The 20,517-nt window shown below is 72.6% G+C and carries 20 protein-coding genes; 9 read left to right on the top strand and 11 right to left on the bottom strand.

All coding sequences use genetic code 11. The annotated features are described in order from the left end of the window. Positions 1-142 precede the first annotated feature (142 nt). Positions 143-1,381 (bottom strand): FUSC family protein, encoded by a 1,239-nt coding sequence (locus tag IE330_RS28430; RefSeq protein WP_190139010.1) that lies wholly within the window; start codon positions 1,379-1,381, stop codon positions 143-145. Between the two features lie 300 nt (positions 1,382-1,681). Here IE330_RS28430 and IE330_RS28425 point away from each other — a divergent pair, with 300 nt between their 5' ends. From IE330_RS28425 to IE330_RS28415, 3 genes are all read left to right on the top strand, one after another. Further along, the gene (locus IE330_RS28425; protein ID WP_190139009.1) at positions 1,682-1,954 is read left to right on the top strand and encodes a hypothetical protein; all 273 of its coding nucleotides are present in this window, start codon (positions 1,682-1,684) and stop codon (positions 1,952-1,954) included. 155 nt (positions 1,955-2,109) lie between these two features. After that, on the top strand, positions 2,110-2,502 hold the full coding sequence (locus IE330_RS28420) for a VOC family protein (protein ID WP_190139008.1): 393 nt from the start codon (positions 2,110-2,112) through the stop codon (positions 2,500-2,502). A 467-nt stretch (positions 2,503-2,969) separates the two neighbouring features. Further along, positions 2,970-3,749 carry a hypothetical protein gene (locus IE330_RS28415; RefSeq protein ID WP_190139007.1) on the top strand — a complete coding sequence of 260 codons (780 nt, stop codon included), beginning with the start codon at positions 2,970-2,972 and terminating at the stop codon, positions 3,747-3,749. Positions 3,750-3,857: 108 nt separating this feature from the next. On the opposite strand, the gene IE330_RS28410 is transcribed toward IE330_RS28415, so the two are convergent. Beyond that, positions 3,858-4,739: a transporter substrate-binding domain-containing protein gene (locus IE330_RS28410; protein ID WP_190139006.1), complete on the bottom strand. Its 882-nt coding sequence runs from the start codon at positions 4,737-4,739 to the stop codon at positions 3,858-3,860. 7 nt (positions 4,740-4,746) lie between these two features. Then, a complete protein-coding gene (locus tag IE330_RS28405; protein ID WP_190139005.1) occupies positions 4,747-5,505 on the bottom strand; it encodes a hypothetical protein in 759 nt (252 codons plus the stop codon). Positions 5,506-5,694: 189 nt separating this feature from the next. Here IE330_RS28405 and IE330_RS28400 point away from each other — a divergent pair, with 189 nt between their 5' ends. Then, positions 5,695-6,240 (top strand): GNAT family N-acetyltransferase, encoded by a 546-nt coding sequence (locus tag IE330_RS28400; RefSeq protein WP_190139004.1) that lies wholly within the window; start codon positions 5,695-5,697, stop codon positions 6,238-6,240. Between the two features lie 24 nt (positions 6,241-6,264). Here IE330_RS28400 and IE330_RS28395 read toward each other — a convergent pair whose 3' ends face one another. The 4 genes from IE330_RS28395 to IE330_RS28380 form a co-directional block, all read right to left on the bottom strand. Next, positions 6,265-6,693 (bottom strand): VOC family protein, encoded by a 429-nt coding sequence (locus IE330_RS28395; protein WP_190139003.1) that lies wholly within the window; start codon positions 6,691-6,693, stop codon positions 6,265-6,267. 43 nt (positions 6,694-6,736) lie between these two features. Further along, a complete protein-coding gene (locus IE330_RS28390; protein WP_190139002.1) occupies positions 6,737-6,895 on the bottom strand; it encodes a hypothetical protein in 159 nt (52 codons plus the stop codon). Between the two features lie 117 nt (positions 6,896-7,012). Further along, positions 7,013-7,228, bottom strand: a complete 216-nt coding sequence (locus IE330_RS28385) for a DUF6199 family natural product biosynthesis protein (protein ID WP_190139001.1) — start codon at positions 7,226-7,228, stop codon at positions 7,013-7,015. 508 nt (positions 7,229-7,736) lie between these two features. Further along, a complete protein-coding gene (locus tag IE330_RS28380; protein WP_190139000.1) occupies positions 7,737-9,056 on the bottom strand; it encodes a TolB family protein in 1,320 nt (439 codons plus the stop codon). A 281-nt stretch (positions 9,057-9,337) separates the two neighbouring features. On the opposite strand from IE330_RS28380, the gene IE330_RS28375 reads away from it, so the two are divergent. Further along, complete coding sequence (locus tag IE330_RS28375; protein WP_190138999.1) at positions 9,338-10,096, top strand: hypothetical protein; 759 nt, start codon at positions 9,338-9,340, stop codon at positions 10,094-10,096. 81 nt (positions 10,097-10,177) lie between these two features. Here the strand turns inward: IE330_RS28375 and acnA are convergent, their stop codons facing one another. Beyond that, on the bottom strand, positions 10,178-12,892 hold the full coding sequence (gene acnA, locus IE330_RS28370) for an aconitate hydratase AcnA (protein WP_190138998.1): 2,715 nt from the start codon (positions 12,890-12,892) through the stop codon (positions 10,178-10,180). 684 nt (positions 12,893-13,576) lie between these two features. On the opposite strand from acnA, the gene IE330_RS28365 reads away from it, so the two are divergent. Together IE330_RS28365 and IE330_RS28360 are read left to right on the top strand one after the other, a co-directional pair. Further along, the gene (locus IE330_RS28365; protein WP_190138997.1) at positions 13,577-15,106 is read left to right on the top strand and encodes a helix-turn-helix domain-containing protein; all 1,530 of its coding nucleotides are present in this window, start codon (positions 13,577-13,579) and stop codon (positions 15,104-15,106) included. Positions 15,107-15,164: 58 nt separating this feature from the next. Next, positions 15,165-16,592, top strand: coding sequence for an FG-GAP repeat protein (locus tag IE330_RS28360; protein ID WP_190138996.1), 1,428 nt, complete (start codon positions 15,165-15,167; stop codon positions 16,590-16,592). Between the two features lie 16 nt (positions 16,593-16,608). Here the strand turns inward: IE330_RS28360 and IE330_RS28355 are convergent, their stop codons facing one another. After that, positions 16,609-17,445 carry an alpha/beta fold hydrolase gene (locus tag IE330_RS28355; RefSeq protein WP_190138995.1) on the bottom strand — a complete coding sequence of 279 codons (837 nt, stop codon included), beginning with the start codon at positions 17,443-17,445 and terminating at the stop codon, positions 16,609-16,611. A 159-nt stretch (positions 17,446-17,604) separates the two neighbouring features. Between IE330_RS28355 and IE330_RS28350 the strand changes: the two genes are divergently transcribed. Then, positions 17,605-18,117 carry a SigE family RNA polymerase sigma factor gene (locus IE330_RS28350; RefSeq protein WP_229925994.1) on the top strand — a complete coding sequence of 171 codons (513 nt, stop codon included), beginning with the start codon at positions 17,605-17,607 and terminating at the stop codon, positions 18,115-18,117. A 48-nt stretch (positions 18,118-18,165) separates the two neighbouring features. Then, positions 18,166-19,044, top strand: coding sequence for a hypothetical protein (locus IE330_RS28345; protein WP_190138993.1), 879 nt, complete (start codon positions 18,166-18,168; stop codon positions 19,042-19,044). A 64-nt stretch (positions 19,045-19,108) separates the two neighbouring features. On the opposite strand, the gene IE330_RS28340 is transcribed toward IE330_RS28345, so the two are convergent. Further along, positions 19,109-19,510: a RidA family protein gene (locus tag IE330_RS28340; RefSeq protein ID WP_190138992.1), complete on the bottom strand. Its 402-nt coding sequence runs from the start codon at positions 19,508-19,510 to the stop codon at positions 19,109-19,111. After that, a partial coding sequence (locus IE330_RS28335; RefSeq protein WP_229925993.1) for an acyl-CoA dehydrogenase family protein occupies positions 19,507-20,517 on the bottom strand: 1,011 nt, incomplete at its 5' end. The genes IE330_RS28340 and IE330_RS28335, both read right to left, overlap by 4 nt.

Here is a 20,517-nt window from a genome sequence, read left to right as displayed (position 1 = left end):
CGGCGGGCGGAGCCGGGAGTTACGGGTGGGCGGGCGGGAAGGCCCCGCGTCAGCGGCCTGCCCGAAGAGGCGACAGGCCCCGGGCGGACCGCGCGGGCGGCGGCCGGCCGCGGAGCCCGGTCACGCAGCGGGCTCCGGCGGCTCACGCCTCCACCGTCGGCCGCCGCTCCCTGCCGCTGTGGCCGCGCAGCCTGCGGCGCAGCGCGGCGAGGCGCGGGTGGCGCTCGGCGAGCTCCACCGAGTGGCGGTCCAGCTCCTGCATGAGGCGCTCGGTGCGCTTGTCGAGGTCCAGCTCGTCGAGGATCCGGTCGACCTCGGCGAGCAGCGCGCCGTGCAACTGCCACTGCCGGGGGTGTTCCCGTACGTCCTCCAGGAGCATGTCCGCGACCCGGTCGCGGGTGGCCCGGCTGGCGGCCAGGGCGGCGGTCAGCCGCTCCTCGGCGTGTTCGGCGTTGGCCGCCACCTGGGTGGTGATCAGCCGGGCGAAGCTCTCGATGGCGTCGGCGAGCTGCTCGAACAGCTCCTGGAGGGCGGCCGACACGTCCGGTGGGAACAGCGACTCCTCCGCGCGGTACTTCGCCAGGTCGGTCAGGCTGCGGGTCAGCACGCGCAGCACGACCGCGCAGATCTCCAGGGTGTCGAGACCCGTCCGCAGCACCACCCGGGACAGCAGCCCCTCCCGTACGCGCGGGTTCATCCGCAGGCTCTCCTCCGCCTGCCGCAGCGAGGCGTCGACCTCCACGATGTCGTGGTCGAGCCGTCGCGCCTCGTGCAGCCGGGCGGCCGCGTGCGGGAAGGGGAGGTGGCCCGCGGCGATCTCCGCGCCCATGGTGCGGAACATCCGGCCCATGCCGCGCGCCAGGCCGTCGATGGACGCCCCCGCCGACTGCGTCCACACCGGGGGTGCGAACAGCAGGTTGAACAGCAGGCCGACCCCGGCGCCGATCAGCGTCTCCAGGACGCGGTGCCAGGCCGCCGACGTGGCCTGGGAGACGCCCAGGACCAGCATCGCGCTGATCGCCACCTCGGGCACGAACTCGTTCACCCGTACGAACCGGCCGATGATCAGCGAGGTGAAGATCGTCAGCCCGAGGCTCCACCAGGTCAGGCCCACCAGGGTGGTGAAGCCGATGGCGATGAGGACGCCGACGACGACGGAGTTCACGCGTCGGATACCGGTGGTGAGGGTCGCGTACAGGGTGACCTGGACGACCAGGAGCGCGGTGAGCGGGGCCGTCAGGGGGGCGGGTTGCGCGGGCAGGACCATGAGGGCGACGCCGAAGGAGATGACGGCGGCGGCCGTGGAGCGCAGCGTCTGCGCCGCGACGGGTTCGGTGGTCCGCCGCACCAGTTTGATCACGGGTGCTGATACATCTGGCATTTCCTTCACGTGCCCGATCATGATCCTCTTACCACACTTAAGCACCAGGAACCCCTCAGACGCCCTTCCACACCACCCGTCACACCGCACCGTCACGCACCGTCACGCCCCGACCGCCCGTCCGGACCGCCCGACCGGAGGTACGCGCTCCGGGCGTCAGGGCGCCGCCCGACCCGAAGCGCCCACACGGACACCGGCTCCGATGGCGCGCCGTCGGCTACGGGCGGACTGGCGGGCAGGCGGACAGGCGGACAGTGAGACATCCGGACCGGGTCCGGACCGAGCCACAGGCAGGTTTACGTGATCACCACTGTCGTCGTGGCAGCGCTGGCCCTGGTCGTGGGCGTGATCGGGCACTGGGTGCTCCGGGGCCGCCTGGAAGCCGAGGAGATACCCGCGCTGACGGTGCGCGACTTCGTGCTGCCCCTGCAGACCCTGACGGTGTTCGTCCTCGCCTTCGTCCTGGTGACCGCCATCGCCGCGGTCGAGGCCGACATCACCGACGACCACGCCACCGCCTACGGCAGGAACCGACTGCCCTGCACCGGCGACGGCGCCCGCACACGCGCCTGATCCGCCTCGGCGTCCGGCGGGGACCCGGAACCGTACGGCGTGCGACGCGGCTCGACAGGTCCGCGCGGCCGTGCCTAAGATCCCGGGCAGCATCGCGTGCCGGTCACCGTCCGGGTGAGGCATGGAGGTGCGGGAGATGCCCACGGAGGCATTCCTTGTCCGTTCAGCTCAACCACACGATCGTCCACGCCCGGGACAACCGGGAGTCCGCCGCCTTCTTCGCGGACCTGCTGGGACTCACGATCACACAGGAGTGGGGCCCGTTCGTCGCGGTCACCCTCGGCAACGACGTCACCCTCGACTTCGCCACCGTCCCCGCGGAGCACATCGCGCCGCAGCACTACGCGTTCCTGGTCTCCGAGGCGGAGTTCGACGCGGCGTACGAGAAGATCACGGCCCGCGGCCTCGACCACTGGGCCGACCCGCACGGCAAGCAGCCGGGCGAGATCAACCGCAACGACGGCGGCAAGGGCGTCTACTTCACCGACCCGTCGGGCCACTACATGGAGCTGCTCACGATCCCGTACGGCGGCTGGCCGCAGCGCTAGCCCCTGTCTGTCCCAGCGGCCTCGGGCCGGCCTCGGCCTCGGTGTCGTCGAGGGACCATCGGAGCAGCCGTCCGAGCCTGCCGCCGCGGGTCCACCGCAGTGCGAACCAAGGGCACGAAATCCCGTGCGGAGCAAATCGGTAGGGCTTTTCAGGACACGATCGCCCGCATCCTTCGGGGCTCGTGAGCACGAGGAAGGCTTCTGCGCGGGCACGCAGCCGGTGTCCGCGAGGCAGGAGCGTGCAGCTGCCGGCCCGAGAGGTGCCCGGCAGCTCACCCTCGCCGGTACCGATGCTGGCGGAATCTCGTCGGTGCCCAGGAGCCTGACTGCGGTGCCCCTGGCAGAGGTGGGCACTATGCGGAGAAACGGGAGGCGCCGCTCCTCGGTTCGGGCCGCTCCTTGTCCTGACCCGAGTCTCCGCTCTCGACCCGAGTCCCCGCCGCAGGCGATTGACGAACAGGATGCTGGTGAGGAAGAACCCAGGCTGTCAGGAGCGTGGATACTCCCGATTGCTCACCTGGGCGGTCGGTATCGTGCTCGCCGCGTTTCTGGCAACCGCGTGCGGAGGTCGCTCGACTGAAAATGATCCGGACAGTCAGGCTCTGTACGGGCAAGAGATCATCAAGAGCCGCAAAGAGATGTTCGACGGCCGCGTCACATACACCGAACTGAGTTCTGCGAAGGTGGGCAGGCCCCTTGAGTTCGAAGCCAGGCTGGAGGGTTTTCGGCTGGCGAAGCCCCACGGACAGAAAGCGTCCGGGAGCCCTCGTCTCACGGGGAGGACGCTCGTCGGTACGCTCATGGGCGTCAAGCTGCACTGCAGCGGCGCCGGTGTCAGATGTACGGCGCTCTCCTCCGAACGGCAGAACGTGCTGACGCCGGACGACGTGGCGAAGTGGCAGTGGGTGGTGAAACCCACCAAGACGGGCACCATGACACTCGCCCTGACCGTTACGGCGTACTACCGCGACACCAGAAACGTTCTCTTCGAGAAGCCACCGTTCAGTCAAGAAGTCCACGTCGGCACTACGGCATCACACGCCGCCCAGGGCGCCGCCTCCGACATGGGCGCAGTGGTGACCTTCCTGGCCGCTCTCCTGGGGCTGGGTGTCGCCTGCGCGACCATCTCGGAATTCTGGCAGCGTCGCACCGCCGGAAGGAAGCAAGGCGACGGAAAGAAGAAACGCCCTCCGCGGAGGCCGCGGTACCACATCCCTGTCCGGGTACGCCGCCGCAACCGGCGTTAGCCGTCGGTCAGGGCCTTGGCAGGGTGAGCCTGCAACCGGTGCTGTCGTGCGGACGGGCCCGCTCGCGGCCCCCGAACTCACCGAGGGGCCCTTCCTACCGCACCCCCCTCACTTCCTGCAGGACGAGTACGTGTTGAGGTCGTGCGGGTCCGGCTTGAAGCGGTTCTCCCAGTCGGCCGGGTAGGCGTCCACCAGGGCCGGCAGCTGGACCTTGACGTCACCGGCCCACTCCTCGACGAGGTAGGTGCGCAGGGCGCGCAGCAGCTTGCGGCAGTCGTCGGTGTGGCCCTTCTTGAGCCCGATGCCGTAGCGGTTGGTGAGTCCGAACGAGACGTTGGGCACCACGCGCAGCGGCACCTTGCTGCGCCGCTGCTGCTGCACGTATCCGAACAGCATCGCCTCGTCGGAGAACACGGCGTCCACGCTGCCCCGCTGCAACTTGCGCACGCAGGTGGAGAAGTCGCGCTCCTCCAGGAACGTGGCCTCGGGCGGCAGGTCGGCGGCGGACGACGTCGACTTCTCCGCGGTGCAGAGCAGCTTGCCCCGGACGTCCTTCTCGCTCTTGATGCCGTCGTAGTCCTCACGCACGAGGAAGCCCTGCTGGGTCATCAGGTAGGGGCCGACGAAGTCGACCACCTTCTGGCGCTCCGGCGTGATGGAGTACACCGAGATCACCAGGTCGGCGGCGCCCTCGCGCAGTTCCTGCTCGCGCGCGTCGATCGTCACGTCCTGGAACCTGGGGGTGAAGCCGATCGCCTCACCGAGGTAGGAGGCGAGGTCGACGTCGAGGCCGCGAACGGTGCGCCCGGCGTGCAGGCTGAACCCCGGGTGGTCGAAGGAGGTGCCGATGTGGGTGGTGCCGGTGAGGACCGATGCGTCGTCCCCGTCGCCGCCGTCCGGGGCACAGGCCACGGGGGCCGCGAGCAGGGCGGTGGCGGCTGCCACGGCGAGCGCGGAGCGCCGGGTGAGGCGGCGGCACGGGTGCGTCATGGGTGTCCTAGTCGAGGCGGGCCGAGGCGACCGACAGGTTGAGCCGGCAGTTGCGCTCCGCCCGCACCGCGACGGTGAGGCGGATGTCCTTGCGGTCGGCGCCCAGGTCGAAGGTGAACGTCTCGTTAGAAGGGCGGGTCTGCGGAGTGGTGCGCGCGCCCCGGGACTGGGGGGTGACCGTCAGCGTGCTGGTGGGGGCGCAGACGGGAGAGGCCGGGTCGAACTCGGTCACCGTGAAGGTGACGGTCAGCCGGGACTTGGCGCGGTCGGCGTGCGCGGAGGCGGTCACGACGTCCCGGTCCTCCACCGGGCCGTTGAGCTTGAGCGAGAAGTCGTTGGTGAGGTCGACCGACTGGGACCCCAGGTGCCAGTACACGCCGAGGGCGGGCAGGCCCACGAGCAGGACGGCCGAGGGGATCACGGCGAGGATCAGCGGCGGCCACAGGGGCTCCCCGTCGCCCTGCTGGCCGCGGCCGCGGATGAGCGGCAGCATGGCCCCCGCGAAGGCGAGCAGCGCACCCGCCGTCACCCCGACGACGGTGACGTCACCGCCGAGCGCGTACCAGAGGACCCCGGCGCCCAGGATCACCACCAGGTTGGCGAGGATCATCAGGGCGAGCACCCAGGTGTTGTCCTTCAGCAGTGCCCGGAGGCGGGCCGCGGTACGTGCCAGCACCCCTGGGGCCGGCGGTGGGTCGGGGCCCACGGGGCGCGCCGGAGGGGGTGAGGGACGCCCCGGCGGTTCCTCGTCCAAGTCGGCTGTCACGCGGGTCAGCATAGGACGGCACGTGTAGGTCAACTCGCGTTTTGCGCGCGGTTGTTGAGCTGTGATTGGCACCCGGTAGCCTGATGTACAGGTGTGCCGCCCCGCACGGGGCGGCGTCGTTCCCACGTACACGATCCCGCGGACGGAAGTGGCTGGCCGGGCCTCTGGGGCCTGTGGTTCCATGCGGTCGTGACCAAGGAGAACCGCGCCACCGCCGCGGAACAGCGAGCCGTACGCGTCAGGCCGAGGACCGGTGACGACCTCACGGCGTGTGTGCGTGTCCTCGCCGACGTCCACCGCCGTGACGGCTACCCGGTCAACTGGCCCGAGCGGCCCGGCGAGTGGCTGGCGCCCGCTTCCCTGGTGGGCGCCTGGGTCGCCGAACTCGGTGGGCGCCTCGTCGGTCATGTCGGGCTCGCCCGCAGCGGTGCGGGGGACCTGGCCCCCGGCCTGTGGGGCGAACGGCACGGGGCCGCAACCGAGTTGGCGTCGGTGGTCAGCCGGCTGTTCGTCGCCCCGCAGGCCCGGGGGCACGGGGTCGGCGCCCTGCTCATCGGCCGGGCCGCGGAGGAAGCGCGGCGCCGGGGGCTGCATCCGGTGCTCGACGTGGTGGCCTCCGACACCGCCGCGACCGCCCTGTACGAGCGGCTCGGCTGGCGGCGGCTGGCCACGGTCGGCCAGCGGTGGAGCCCGACGCAGTCGGTGACCGTCCACTGCTACGCGGCTCCGGCGTGAGCGGCCCGCCGCCCGCCGTACCGCTCAGTCGAGGCAGAACTCGTTGCCCTCGATGTCCCGCATCACGATGCACGCGTCATGGCCGTCGTACAGCAGCCGCTCGCGGACCGCGCCGAGCGGCAGCAGCCGCGCGCACTCGGCCTCCAGCGCGGCGAGGCGCTCCTCCCCCACGAGCCCGGTGCCGACCCGCACGTCGAGGTGCACCCGGTTCTTGACGACCTTGCCCTCGGGGACGCGCTGGAAGTACAGCCGCGGACCCGCACCCGAGGGGTCGACACACGCGAACCACGCGTCCCGTTTCTCCGGGGGCTGGGATTCCTTGTACGCGTCCCACGTCGCGAACCCCTCCGGGGGCGACGGTACGACGTACCCCAACACCTCGCACCAGAAGCGCGCGAGCCGCTCCGGCTGCGCGCAGTCGAAGGTGACCTGGACCTGCCTGATCGTTGACATCGGCGCACCCTAGCAGGGGGTTTCCGCCGCGCCGCGGCCGCGGTCACCCACCTCCGTTCCGCTTGGCCCGCACGCTGACGGCGATGCCCACGACGGCCAGCACCACCATGACGACGTAGAACCAGCCGGGCATGTCACCGCCCAGCCCCTTGTAGGCGAACTCGGTCACGCCGTCGGGCGCGTACACACTCCTACCGCTCATCACAGGCCCCTGCCCCTCCCTTCCGGCTCGACGGCCCACGGCCTCGGATACCGCCACCAACGACGCAGCATCAGGAACGCCAGGCACCCCGGCCGTACGGGCGTTGGAGGCCCGGCCTCAGGTGAGGGCCGCCGCCGGCATCCCGATCGCCGCGAGCAGGACGACGACTCCCACGCCGCGCGTCACCGCGTAGCCCGCACGCGTGGGCTCCGTGGCGCCGTAGTCCTTGACGAAAGGTGCCTGGAGCGGGCGGTTCAGCTTCCACAGCAACTGCGGTCGCACGACCTGGACCAACGCCAGCACGATGAACAAGCACAACAGCACCACGTGCACGAGAACCCTCCTCCGCACGGCAGACGCACGCGTCGCCATGCCTGTCGTTCCGGACCCTCACCTACGCCGACGCTCTCGACGCACGTACAGCGTGAGGACACCGACGAAAACCACCGCGGCGACCACGGCGAGCCACATGTGCCACGGCTCCCCTTCAGGTCCGGCGAGCCGGACCGACGCATGAAGCATCCCCCAACGCCCCCTCCCTACCGGCTCCTACGACGCCTCAGGTAGTCACGGAAGCTCGCCGACTGCATCCAGCCGCCCAGCACGACGACCGCCACGGCGACCACCACCAGCAGCGCTTGCAGGAGCGGGTTCACCGTGGCCACCCGGTCATCGCTGTCCCTGCCTCGGCCCGTAGGCGCGGCAGTTGTCCGCCTTGCCCTCGCTCACCATGGAGTACCGGGTGCCCCCCAGGCCCCCGTTGAATCGCGTCCGCACCTGCCCGCGTTGCTTCACGCCGGTGGGCTCAAGGGGCCACCGCGGAGCCCAAGGAGAGTGGCTCTCAGCACAAGCGGCGGACGTAGACGTCCTCGGTCTCTTCCGGGTGGTCGGGGACGAGGTTCGTGGCGTAGGCGCCGAAGGCGACCGCGCAGCCGCCGCGGGCCGGGGCCGGGGTGCTCACGCCGCCCGAGGGGAAGCCGCCGTCCAGGGCGACGGTGACGCGGCGGGTCGCCTCGAGGCCCTGGCGTTGCAGGTCGCGCAGGTAAGCCGCGTGGCGGCAGCCCGGCTCGCCGGTGGCGCAGGCGGTCGTGGTGTAGGCCACGTACCGGCCCTCGGGGCTGATCCGCGGCGACCCGGCGGCCTTGTCGAGCGGTCCGCCGCCGGGTGCCGTGCTGGCGAGCACGGTGCGCCCGGTGCGCAGGTCGTGCACGAAGACCTCCCACAGCGCGTACGGGTGCCTGGCGGGCAGGCCGTCGCGGTTGGTGACGTACGCGACGTATCGCCCGTCCGCGCTCAGGGACGGCTGGCCGTACCAGTCGCTGACCGGCTTCGGGTCGCCGGGCGTGTGATTGACGTGGTGCAGGCGGCCCGTGCGGCGGTCGCGGACGTACACGGCGCTCGTCATGTTCACCCGGTCGTGGTCGTAGACCCGGAAGGCCACGTGGCGGCCGTCCGCGCTGAGCGAGACGTCGCTGAGCAGCGGCCCCTGCGGCAGGGGCTCACTGACGGCCTCCGTCAGGCCGCGCTTGCGGTCGCGCACGTAGAGCGTGGGGACGTTGAAGGGGGGCGTGGGGGTCTCGGCGTAGCCGAGGAAGGCCGCGTACCGGCCGTCCCCGCTGAGCGCGGCGAGGGCGGACCGCTCGAACGGCTGGCCGTCCGGGCCGATGCCCACGAACTCGGTGTGGCGGGTGCGCAGGTCGCGGACGTACGCGTAGCCGCCGCCGGGAGGCCGCTCCCCGGGGGCCAGGGCCGGGTCGCCGGAGCTGAAACCGACGACGCGGCCGTTCCCGCTCAGCTTGCCGTACCAGGTCCCGCGCTCGCTCGGGCGTCCGTCGTCGCCCACACCCGCGCGGGTGAGGGTGCCGGTGCGGCGGTCACGGACCAGTACGTCGCCCGCGTCGTTGGTGTCGCCGGGCACCAGGTTGGTCGCCTCCGAGCTGAAGACGACGTACCGGCCGTCGTAGCTGACCTGGGGCAGGATCGAGCGCCCGTCGCCCCGCGTGCCGTCCTCGGCCGTACTGACGATCTCCGTACGAGGAGCCTGGGCGCGCGACGGCGCGGCGGACGAGGACGTCGTACCGAGGAGGGAGGCCGCCGCGGACAGCGCGACCGCTGCCCCGGCGACGCGTCTGCGGGCGGTCGTACGCGTGCCTTTCGCCATGGGTGGTGTCCCCTTCGCCGATGCCGTCGTCGAGAGGCCCCCGCCCGCCCGGGACGGGGGCGGTGCCGCGGCCTTCGACGCAACCAGCACCGCGAGCGCGCCCGCAAGGCGGCTTTGCGCCTCGGACGCGTACACGAGGCGCGCCGCCCATAGCCGCGTGCCGGACGCCCGGCAATCACCGGTTCGAGGGATACCGGCGGGCGCGTTGACTCTGGGATCGTCGCGGATGAGGCGTGGGGCGTTTCCGGTACGAAGCCCTCACAGAACGGACGACATCCGAGATGACGCGATCGACGATCAGCCGCGCCCTGCGCGCGGTGGTCACCGCGGCCGTCGGCACGTGCGCCCTCGTGGCCACGGCCGCCCCGGCCCCCGCCCGGCAGGCGGACCCCGGAGCCGCCGCCTCCGGCTTTCTGAACCTGCACCAGTGCGCGTACTACGCGACCTCGCTCGACGACCACTTCAGCACCTTCGTGACCCCGAGCGGCGACGGCCGGTACGCCACCGGCACCGAGCGCTCCACCACCGCCGACACCGCGGCGGAGTGCGGCCCCGGCAACGGCAACCACAACCCCGTCCCGGTCCTGCACGGCGTCCGGGCGCTGAACCTCGGCGCCGGGCGCTACCTCAACCTCCAGCAGTGCGACTACTACCGCGCGGCGAGCACCGACCACTTCACCACCCTGGTGACACCGAGCGGCGACGGGCGGTACGCCACCGGCACGAAGGTCTCCGACACCCCCGAGACCCGGCCCTCCTGCGGCCCCGGCAACGGCAGCCACGTCCCCAACCCGGGCCTGTCCGCCGCCAGGGCGCTGGACCTGACCGCGGGGAGCCGCCTGAACCTGCACCAGTGCGTGTACTACTCCGAGCGGCAGGCCAGCCACCTCACGACCGTGGTGCCGGGCGCCGACTCCCGGTACACCACGGGGACGAACGTGTCGAACACGGTCGACACCCGGCCGGTGTGCGGCCCCGGCAACGGGGACCACGTGCCCGTCCCGCTGCTCTCGGCCGTCAAGAGCGTGCCGCTGAGCTGACCGCGACCGAGAACCGCGCCACGCGCGAGGGCCGCACCCCGGTCGCCCGGGGTGCGGCCCTCAACCGCCGTACGCCGCCGCTTACTTGCGGATCAGCGAGCGCAGCACGTACTGCATGATGCCGCCGTTGCGGTAGTAGTCCGCCTCGCCGGGGGTGTCGATGCGGACGACCGCGTCGAACTCCACACCGGTGTCGGTGGTGACCTTCACCGTGCGCGGGGTGGTGCCCTCGTTCAGCTCCGTGACGCCCGTGATGGAGAAGGTCTCCTCACCGGTCAGGCCGAGCGACTGCGCCGAGGCGCCCTCCGGGAACTGGAGCGGGAGCACGCCCATGCCGATGAGGTTCGAGCGGTGGATGCGCTCGTACGACTCGGCGATGACGGCCTTGACGCCGAGGAGCGCGGTGCCCTTGGCGGCCCAGTCGCGGGACGAGCCGGAGCCGTACTCCTTGCCCGCGAGCACGACCAGCGGGATGCCCTGGTCGATGTAGTTGCGGGAGGCGTCGTAGATGAAGGAGACCGGCCCGCCGTCCTGCGTGAAGTCGCGGGTGTAGCCGCCCTCGGTGCCCGGCGCGATCTGGTTGCGCAGGCGGATGTTGGCGAACGTACCGCGGATCATGACCTCGTGGTTGCCGCGGCGCGAGCCGTAGCTGTTGAAGTCGCGGCGCTCCACACCGTGCTCGGTGAGGTACTTGCCCGCCGGGGTGTCGGCCTTGATGGCGCCGGCCGGGGAGATGTGGTCGGTGGTGACCGAGTCGCCCAGCTTGGCCAGGACGCGGGCGCCCGAGATGTCGGAGACCGGGGTGGTCTCCATCGTCATGCCCTCGAAGTACGGGGGCTTGCGGACGTAGGTGGACTCGGCGTCCCACTCGAAGGTGTCGCCGGTCGGGATCGGCAGGGCCTGCCACTGGGCGTCGCCCGCGAAGACGTCCTGGTAGGACTTGTTGAACATGTCCTCGCCGATGGCGTTCGCCACGACGTCGTTGACCTCGGCCTCCGAGGGCCAGATGTCCTTGAGGTAGACCGGGTTGCCGTCCTGGTCGGTGCCGAGCGCCTCGGTGGTGATGTCCACCTTCATCGAGCCCGCGATGGCGTACGCGACGACCAGCGGCGGGGACGCCAGGTAGTTCATCTTGACGTCGGGGTTGATGCGGCCCTCGAAGTTCCGGTTGCCGGAGAGGACCGAGGTGACGGCCAGGTCGTGGTCGTTGACGGCCTTGGAGACCTCCTCCGGCAGCGGGCCGGAGTTGCCGATGCAGGTGGTGCAGCCGTAGCCGACGAGGTTGAAGCCGACCTTGTCCAGGTACGGGGTGAGGCCCGCCTTGTCGAAGTAGTCGGTGACGACCTTCGAGCCCGGGGCGAGGGTGGTCTTGACCCACGGCTTGCGGGTCAGGCCCTTCTCGACGGCCTTCTTGGCGACCAGGGCGGCGGCGACCATCACGTACGGGTTCGACGTGTTGGTGCAGGAGGTGATCGCGGCGACGGTGACGGCGCCGTGGTCGATCTCGTACGTCGAGCCGTCGGGGGCGGTGACCTGGACCGGGTTCGACGGGACGCCGTTGGTGACGGCGGGGGCGTCGGAGGCCGGGAAGGACTCCTGGCCCGCCTCGTCCACCATGTCCACGTAGTTGCGGACGTCCTGCTTGAACTGCTCGGCGGCGTTCGCCAGGACGATGCGGTCCTGCGGGCGCTTGGGACCGGCGATCGACGGGACGACCGTGGAGAGGTCCAGCTCCAGCTTCTCGGAGAAGTCCGGCTCGGCGGCCGGGTCCAGCCACAGGCCCTGCTCCTTGGCGTACGCCTCGACGAGCGCGACCTGCTGCTCGGAGCGGCCGGTGAGCTTGAGGTAGTTCAGGGTCTCGCCGTCGATCGGGAAGATCGCGGCGGTGGAGCCGAACTCCGGCGACATGTTGCCGATGGTGGCGCGGTTCGCGAGGGAGGTGGCGGCGACGCCCTCGCCGTAGAACTCGACGAACTTGCCGACGACGCCGTGCTTGCGCAGCATCTCGGTGATCGTGAGCACCAGGTCGGTGGCGGTCGTGCCCGGCTTCAGCTCGCCGGTCAGCTTGAAGCCGACGACGCGCGGGATCAGCATGGAGACCGGCTGGCCGAGCATCGCGGCCTCGGCCTCGATGCCGCCGACGCCCCAGCCGAGGACGCCGAGGCCGTTGACCATCGTGGTGTGCGAGTCGGTGCCGACGAGGGTGTCGGGGTACGCCTGGCCGCCCCGGACCATGACCGTGCGGGCCAGGTGCTCGATGTTCACCTGGTGGACGATGCCGGTGCCGGGCGGGACGACCTTGAAGTCGTCGAACGCGGTCTGGCCCCAGCGCAGGAACTGGTAGCGCTCCTTGTTGCGGCCGTACTCCAGCTCCACGTTCTGCGTGAAGGCGTCGTGGGTGCCGAACTTGTCGGCGATGACGGAGTGGTCGATGACCAGCTCGGCCGGGGAGAGCGGGTTGACCTTCGCCGGGTCGCCGCCGAGCTCCTTCACGGCCTCGCGCATCGTGGCGAGGTCCACGACGCAGGGGACACCGGTGAAGTCCTGCATGATCACGCGGGCCGGCGTGAACTGGATCTCCTGGCTGGGCTGGGCCTGCGAGTCCCAGCCGCCGAGGGCGCGGATGTGGTCGGCCGTGATGTTGGCGCCGTCCTCGGTGCGGAGCAGGTTCTCCAGGAGCACCTTCAGGCTGTAGGGCAGGCGGGCGGAGCCCTCCACCTTGTCCAGCCGGAAGATCTCGTACGACTCGTCGCCCACGCGCAGCGTGCTGCGGGCGTCGAAGCTGTTCGCCGACACGACAGTCTCCTTCATATATGTGCGCGTTCCACCGCATCCTGCCGTCACGGCTTTCCACCGATCCGCTAAGGTAGGGCTAAGTTAGGTAACCCTTACCGGCGACGGCCGGTGCCGGGGGGCTGCGGTGCGCCTCGGCAGATATCTCGATGTCGAGATAACTCTAATACATCGCCCTGCTTTCCGCTGGCCCCGGGGCCTTGTGCGGTTCATCGCGCTGCGCGCTCGTCCTCAAGCGCCGGACGGGCTGGATATGCCTCGGTCGGCGCGCGTTGTCCGGGTGCGGGCGTTCATCGCGCTGCGCGCTCGTCCTCAAGCGCCGGACGGGCTGGATATGTCTTGGTTGGCGCGCACTGTCCGGGTGCGGGTCGTTTGTCGCGCTGCGCGCTCGTCCTCAAGCGCCGGACGGGCTGACATATCCCCTGCCGGCCTCCACATCACTGACCCGTTCGTGCGCCCGGGCGTGTGCGCCCCCGGGCTCGGGGGTGGGGCTTGCTGCGCCAAGTGGCGGAGTTGGTGGTGGCCGGGGTGCGTGGCGGGCGGGGGGCGGGCACAGTGGGGGGGCGGCGCCTGCCTGCGATGCAACGGGTGGGCGGCGGCGCGTGTCTGACGGGTCGGAACCGGTCGCTCCCCCAATGGCCTACCCCGGCGCTTACCTCATCTCATATCTGAGATAGCCTCTGGCTCATGGCAGACGACTACCTCGTACGCATCGGCAAGCTCATCCGTGACGCCCGGCAGCACCGGGGCTGGACGCAGTCACAGCTCGCCGAGGCGCTCAACACCAGCCAGAGCGCCGTGAACCGCATCGAGCGCGGCAATCAGAACATCAGCCTTGAGATGATCGCCCGCATCGGCGAGGCGCTGGACAGTGAAATCGTCTCGCTCGGGTACTCGGGTCCGATGCATCTGCGAGTCGTCGGCGGGCGCCGCCTCTCCGGCGCCATCGACGTCAAGACCAGCAAGAACGCCTGCGTGGCCCTGCTCTGCGGGTCCCTGCTCAACAAGGGCCGCACGGTGCTGCGCCGCGTCGCCCGCATCGAGGAGGTGTACCGCCTCCTGGAGGTCCTCAACTCCATCGGCGTGCGCACGCGTTGGATCAACGACGGCGTCGACCTGGAGATCGTGCCGCCCGCCCGGCTCGACATGGACGCCATCGACGCCGAGGCCGCGCGCCGCACCCGCTCCATCATCATGTTCCTGGGCCCGCTGCTGCACCGCATGGACCGCTTCCGGATCCCGTACGCGGGCGGCTGCGACCTCGGCACCCGCACGATCGAGCCCCACATGATCGCGCTGCGCCGGTTCGGCCTGGACATCGCCGCGACCGAGGGGCTCTACCACGCGGAGGTCGACCGGGACGTCACGCCCGACCGCCCGATCGTCCTGACCGAGCGCGGCGACACGGTGACGGAGAACGCGCTGCTGGCCGCCGCCCGCTCCGCCGGCACCACCGTCATCCGCAACGCCTCGTCCAACTACATGGTCCAGGACCTGTGCTTCTTCCTGGAGGCGCTGGGCGTCGAGGTCGAGGGCATCGGCACCACCACGCTGACCGTGCACGGCGTGCCGGACATCGACGTGGACGTCGACTACTCCCCCTCCGAGGACCCGGTCGAGGCGATGAGCCTGCTCGCCGCCGCCGTGGTCACCGAGTCCGAGCTGACGGTCCGGCGGGTGCCGATCGAGTTCATGGAGATCGAGCTCGCGGTCCTGGAGGAGATGGGCCTGGACCACGACCGCTCGGCCGAGTACGCGGCGGACAACGGCCGCACGCGCCTGGTGGACGTGACGGTGCGCCCCTCCAAGCTGGAGGCGCCCATCGACAAGATCCACCCCATGCCGTTCCCGGGCCTGAACATCGACAACGTCCCGTTCTTCGCGGTCATCGCGGCGGCCGCGCAGGGCAAGACCCTCATCCACGACTGGGTCTACGACAACCGCGCGATCTACCTCACGGACCTGAACCGCCTCGGCGGCCGGCTCCAGCTCCTCGACCCGCACCGGGTCCTGGTGGAGGGCCCGACGCGCTGGCGCGCCGCCGAGATGATGTGCCCGCCCGCGCTGCGGCCCGCCGTGGTCGTGCTGCTCGCGATGATGGCCGCGGAGGGCACCTCGGTGCTCCGCAACGTCTACGTGATCAACCGCGGCTACGAGGACCTGGCCGAGCGCCTGAACTCGGTCGGGGCGCAGATCGAGACGTTCCGGGACATCTAGGTCCGGCTGCACCCGTCGGCCTGGAGTCCGCGCGGGGCGCGGTGTGAGGGTGTGCCGTATGACACCTCGTACCGCGTCCCGTGCGACCGTTCTGTGCGCGGCTCTCGCGCTGCTCGCCGGGTGCGGCTCCGGGGAGCCCGACGGCCGGCGGGACTCCGCCTCGCGGGCGCCGGACGCCGTGCCGACCGAGAGCCGCCCGCCCGACCGGGGCCGGGGCTCCGACGACCCGGCCGACGTCAACGGCGACGGGCACCGCGACCTGGTCCTCCAGGTGCCCGTCGCCGTCCCGCGCGGGCAGCCCACCCAGAGCCGGCTCGCCGTCGTCTTCGGCTCCGCGCGCGGGCCCGACCCGGCGACCCGGACCCTGTACGACCGGCGTGACCTGGGGCTGCCCACCCGCGCGCGGCCGGGGCCCGCCCCCGCCCCCGGTGAGCCCACCCTCGCCGACCTGGACGACGACGGCTTCCCCGACTTCGTGTTCCGCGACGGCGTCCCGGTGGACGCGGCCGCGGAGCGCCGCGGCAACGGCTCCGGGACCCGGCCCGCCGAACTCGTCGCCTGGGGCGGTCCCGGCGGCCCCCGGCGCGGGGCGCGCGCGACGGAGCTGCAGCTCCCGCCGCGCGACCGCCCGGACGGCTACGAGGCGCCGGTCATGGGGGACTTCGACGGCGACGGCCGCCACGACCTGGCGGCCCTGCGCCGGGACGGGACCCTCGTCCTGCGGTACGGACCCTTCACCCGGGCGGGCGCGGCGGCCCGCACGGAGCGGCGCCCGCCCGCGGACCCGGAGGACACCTGGTACGCCGGGCTGCGCGCGGACGAGGTGAGCACCTCGGGCAGGCCGCGCGTCACCGGCCTCTTCGCGCACCGCGGCACCGACGGCGAGCAGTCCGACGGCGTGTACTACGCGCCCGGCAAGGGCGGCATCGCCGCCACGGGGCGCCCGGTGCGGGCCGGCAACGCGTTCACCTTCGGCGACTTCGACGGCGACGGCAGGCGGGACCTCGCGGTCGGCGACGACGGCAGCCGCAACAACGAGCCCGGGGCCGGGACGGAGCCCCCCGCCGTCGACGGCTCGTACGCGGTGTACGCGGGCGACGGCTCGGTGCGCACCCACCGGCTGCCCGCCTCCTACCGGGGCCGGTTCGCGGCCGCCGACCCGGACGGCGACGGCCGCGACGGCCTCCTCGTGGCCCGCCCCGACGCGGCCGTGCTGCTCGACGGGTCGCGTGTGACCGGGCGCCTGAGCCGCAGGCCGCCCGCCCGCGTCGACGGCCGGGCGATCCGCGAGAGCGACCGGTGGACGCCGCTGCACACGGTGGCGGACTTCGACGGGGACCACCGGGACGAGATCGTCCTCGGCTGGTCGTCGAGCACGCTGCTGAGCCGGTACGGCTCCACGCCGATCCACTGGTGGGTCGCGGACGGCATGAGCCGCGAGGACGACGTCGCCTTCGCCACCCGGAGGTTCGCACCGCCGGAGTGACGCGTACGGGCCGGTTTCAGGTCTCGCGGACGAAGGCCCTGAGCGCGGCCGCGAGGCCGTCCGGACGGTCCAGCGGGATGAGCGTGCCGCAGCCGTCCAGCTCCACCAGACGGCCGCGCGGCAGCAGGTCGGCGAGCCTGCGGCCGTGCTCGGGCGGCATCATGCGGTCCTGCCTGCCCCAGACGACCAGCGCCGGGCGGTCATAGGTCCGCAGGCCGTCGACGGCCGCCATCATGTCGGACCGGCGCACCGCCCGGAGGTAGTCGACCAGCACCCGGCGCGCCCGGGGGTCCTTGCGCAGCGGTTCGATCCAGCCGTCGATCAGGTCGTGCGGCACGGGCTTGTGGGCCATGACCGCGTAGCCGGTGCCGGGGACGCGGCGCAGCGGCCGTACCGCCAGCGCGTGGGCCAGGAGCGCTATGCCGCCGGGGACCCTGGAGGCCACGTCGAGGAGCTTGCCGCCCGCCTCGGGCGGATAGTTGTCGAAGGCCTCGCAGCCCGCGATCACCAACCGGCCCACGCGCTCCGGCCGTTCGGCGACGAGCTGCTGGAGGCGCCCGCCGTCGTTCTCCACGAACACCGCCTCGTCGCCGAGTCCCAGCGCGTCCGCGAACTCCCCGACGAGCAGGGCCATCGTGCGTGGTGTGAGCGCGGCGCCCGGCTTCAGCGGCAGACGGTGGCTGCCGTACGGCAGGGTCGGTACGAGGCAGCGGACGGCGGCACCCAGTTCGTCCACGACGTACCGCCACACCGTGCCGTCCTGGGCGGGGCCGTGGACGAGCACCACGGGCACGCCGTCCCCGCCGCTGTCCTCGAAGGCGACGGGTCCCACGCTGAGTTCGATGTGCGGCACAGTGCTCACTCCTGACGTCGGTGTGCGTCGGCGGCGCGCGGCTATAACGATGTTATGCGGTGCTGTGCGGGTGACGCGGCCGGGGGTCTCGCGCGTCTGTGGAGTGACGGCGCAGGGGCACGAGCCGCGGCGGCGGCGCGGCCGGGGGAGGTCTGGGGAGTGGGCCGACGAGAGGAACGCGCGGCGGAGTTCCACGAGTTCGCGCACGCCGCGGGCCCGCGGCTGTTCCGCACGGCGCTGCTGCTGACCGGCGGCGACTGGCACGAGGCGGAGGACCTGGTGCAGACGGTGCTGGCCCGGGTGTTCGCCTCGTGGGCCCGGGTGCGGCGGGTGGAGCACCGCGAGGCCTACGTCCGCACGGCCCTCGTGCGCGCCCACCTGTCGGTGCGGCGGCTGCGGCGCAGCGCGGAGCGGCCCGTGGCGGTGCTGCCGGAGGCCGCGGGCCGCGACGGCGACCCGGCGCTGCGGGTGACGCTGCTCCAGGCGCTCGCCCGGCTCTCGCCCAAGGACCGGGCGGTGCTCGTGCTGCGCTACTGGGAGGACCGCAGCGTCCAGCAGACGGCGCGCGAACTGGGGCTGCGGGAGGGCACGGTGCGCAACCGGAGCATGGTCGCGCTGGGCCGGTTACGGGAGCTGCTGGCGGATGAGCGTGACGTTCTCACGGCGAGGTGACGGAGGGGAGGACACGGGGTGGGGCCGGACGACGGAGCGGAGGACGCGATGAGGCTCGACGAGGACGGGGCGGCCGAGGTGCTGGCCCGGGCCGTGGACGGGGTGCGGCCGCCGACGCCGCGGCTCGTGGACGGCGCCGTCCGGCGCGGGCGGCGACTGCGGGCGCGGCGGCGGGCGGGGACCGCGGCGGCGGCGTGCGTGGCGGCCGGGCCGGTGACGGCGGTGTCGCTCTGGGGCGGGGCGCCGCGGTCGGGCGGGGTGGAGCCGCGGTCGCCGACGGGGCGGACGGACGGCGGGCCCGGTCCGGTGCGGGTGCCGGACTTCTCGGCGTACCCGTCCACGGCGGAGGCGGTCCCGCCCGGCAAGGAGCGGATCTCGGCGCGCGCCACGGCGCTGGCCCTGAAGGAGACGCTGCCCTGGGACCTGGAGTCCTCGCAGTACGCGGGCAGGAACCAGGCGGGGAAGTGGCTGGGGGTGGTGCCGTACGACACCTCGGCCCGGCTGCGGGTCGCGGGGCGGGGCACGGACGGCGAGGTCAAGGTCGACTTCCAGTCGCAGTTCTACGCGCAGATGGACGACGGCACGGACGGCTCCCCCCGCGCGGGCCTGGAGAAGTGGTACGCGTGCGCGCGGTTCCGCGCGCAGGACCACGTCCGCCGGTGCGAGGTCGCCCGCCTCGCGGACGGGTCGGTCCTGCTGACGTACGAGAAGCGCTCCGGGGCGCGGGCGTCGCGCCACGCCGACCTGCTCCAGGCCGACGGCCACCGGGTGGCCGTCGGCGCACAGGCCGGGGCGGGCGGCGAACCACCGCTGACCCTGGGCGCGTTGCGGGGCGTGGTCACCAGTCACCGCTGGCGGCTCTTCGTGGACCCGGAGGTCAACGAGCGGGCCAAGGCGCTCAAGCCCTTCGAGACCCTCGGCGGTTGAGGACCGGGCCGGGACGGGGGTCCGGCCCGACGGGGCGAGGGGTGCCCGGTGGCGGGCCGGCGGCTCACCGGTCGAGGACCGCGAAGCCGTCCAGTTCCACCAGGCACTCCTCGTCCCAGAGGCGGGCCGCGCCGATCACCGCCATGGCGGGGTAGTCGCGGCCCGCCACCTTCCGCCAGATCCGCCCGAGTTCACGGGCGTGGGCGCGGTAGTCGGCGACATCGGTGGCGTAGACGGTGACCCGGGCGAGGTCCGCCGGGGTGCCGCCCGCGGCGCGCAGCGCGGCCAGGAGGTTGCGCAGCGCCTTCTCGAACTGCTCGGGCAGGGTGGCACCGGTGACCTTGCCGTCGGCGTCCAGCGCGGTCTGCCCGGCGAGGAAGACCAGCCGGCTCCCGGTGGCCACGACGGCGTGGCTGAACCCGGTGGGCGGGGACAGCTCGGCGGGGTTGAGACGGTCGAGGCTCACGCGGGCTCCGTCCTGGGGGTGGGGCGGGGGGTGGGGGTGGTGTCCGGGGTTGGGGAGGCGTCCGGGGCCGGGGTGGCGCCCGGGGCCGGGGGGACGCTCGGGGCCGGGGGGACGCTCGTGGTTGGGGAGGTGCCCGGAGCGTGGGGGGCGCCCGGAGCCGGGGAGGCGCCCGGGGCCGGAGAGGCACTCGGAGCCGGAGAGGTGCCCGGCGCCTGCGCGTACAGCTCCTTCGCGATCACGCCCCGCTGCACCTCGCTCGCGCCCTCGTACACGCGCGTGGCCCGTACCTCGCGGTAGAGGTGTTCGAGCAGGTGCCCGTGCTGGAGGGCGCGGGCGCCGTGGAGCTGGACCGCGGTGTCCACGACGTACTGCGCGGTCTCCGTCGCGAAGAGCTTGGCCATCGCCACGCGGCCCGCGATGTCCGGCGCGCCCCGGTCGTACGCCGCCGCGGCCGCGTACACCAGGAGCCGGGCCGCCTCGGTGCGCGTGGCCGCCTCCGCGACCTGGTGCGACACCGCCTGGAGGTCCTTGAGCCTGCCGCCGAACGCGGCCCGGTCCGCGGTGTGCGCGAGCGTCGCGTCGAGCGCGGCCTGGGCCATGCCGACCGCGAACGCGCCGACGCTCGGGCGGAAGCGGTTCAGGGTCGCCATGGCCACGCGGAAGCCCCCGTCGACCTCGCCGAGCAGGTCGGCGGCGGTCACGCGGACACCGTCGAGGGTCAGGGTGCCGATGGGGTGCGGGGCGAGCATCGCGAGCGGGGCGCCGGTCAGCCCCGGGCGGTCGGCGGGCACCAGGAAGGCGGTCACGCCGCGCGCGCCCGCGCCCGGCGTCGTCCGGGCGAAGACGGTGTAGAAGTCGGCCTCCGGGGCGTTGGAGATCCAGGTCTTCTCCCCCGTCAGGCGCCAGGCGCCCGCACCGCCGGGCTCGGCCTCGGCGCGCAGCGCGAGGGCCGCCGCGTCGGAGCCGCCGTCCGGCTCGGTCATGGCGAACGCGGCGACGGCGCGGCC

This window comes from Streptomyces longispororuber (assembly GCF_014656095.1).
Taxonomy (GTDB): Bacteria; Actinomycetota; Actinomycetes; order Streptomycetales; family Streptomycetaceae; genus Streptomyces; species Streptomyces longispororuber.
Note: the sequence above shows the minus strand (reverse complement) of the source record. Positions and strands in the feature narration are given on the sequence as shown.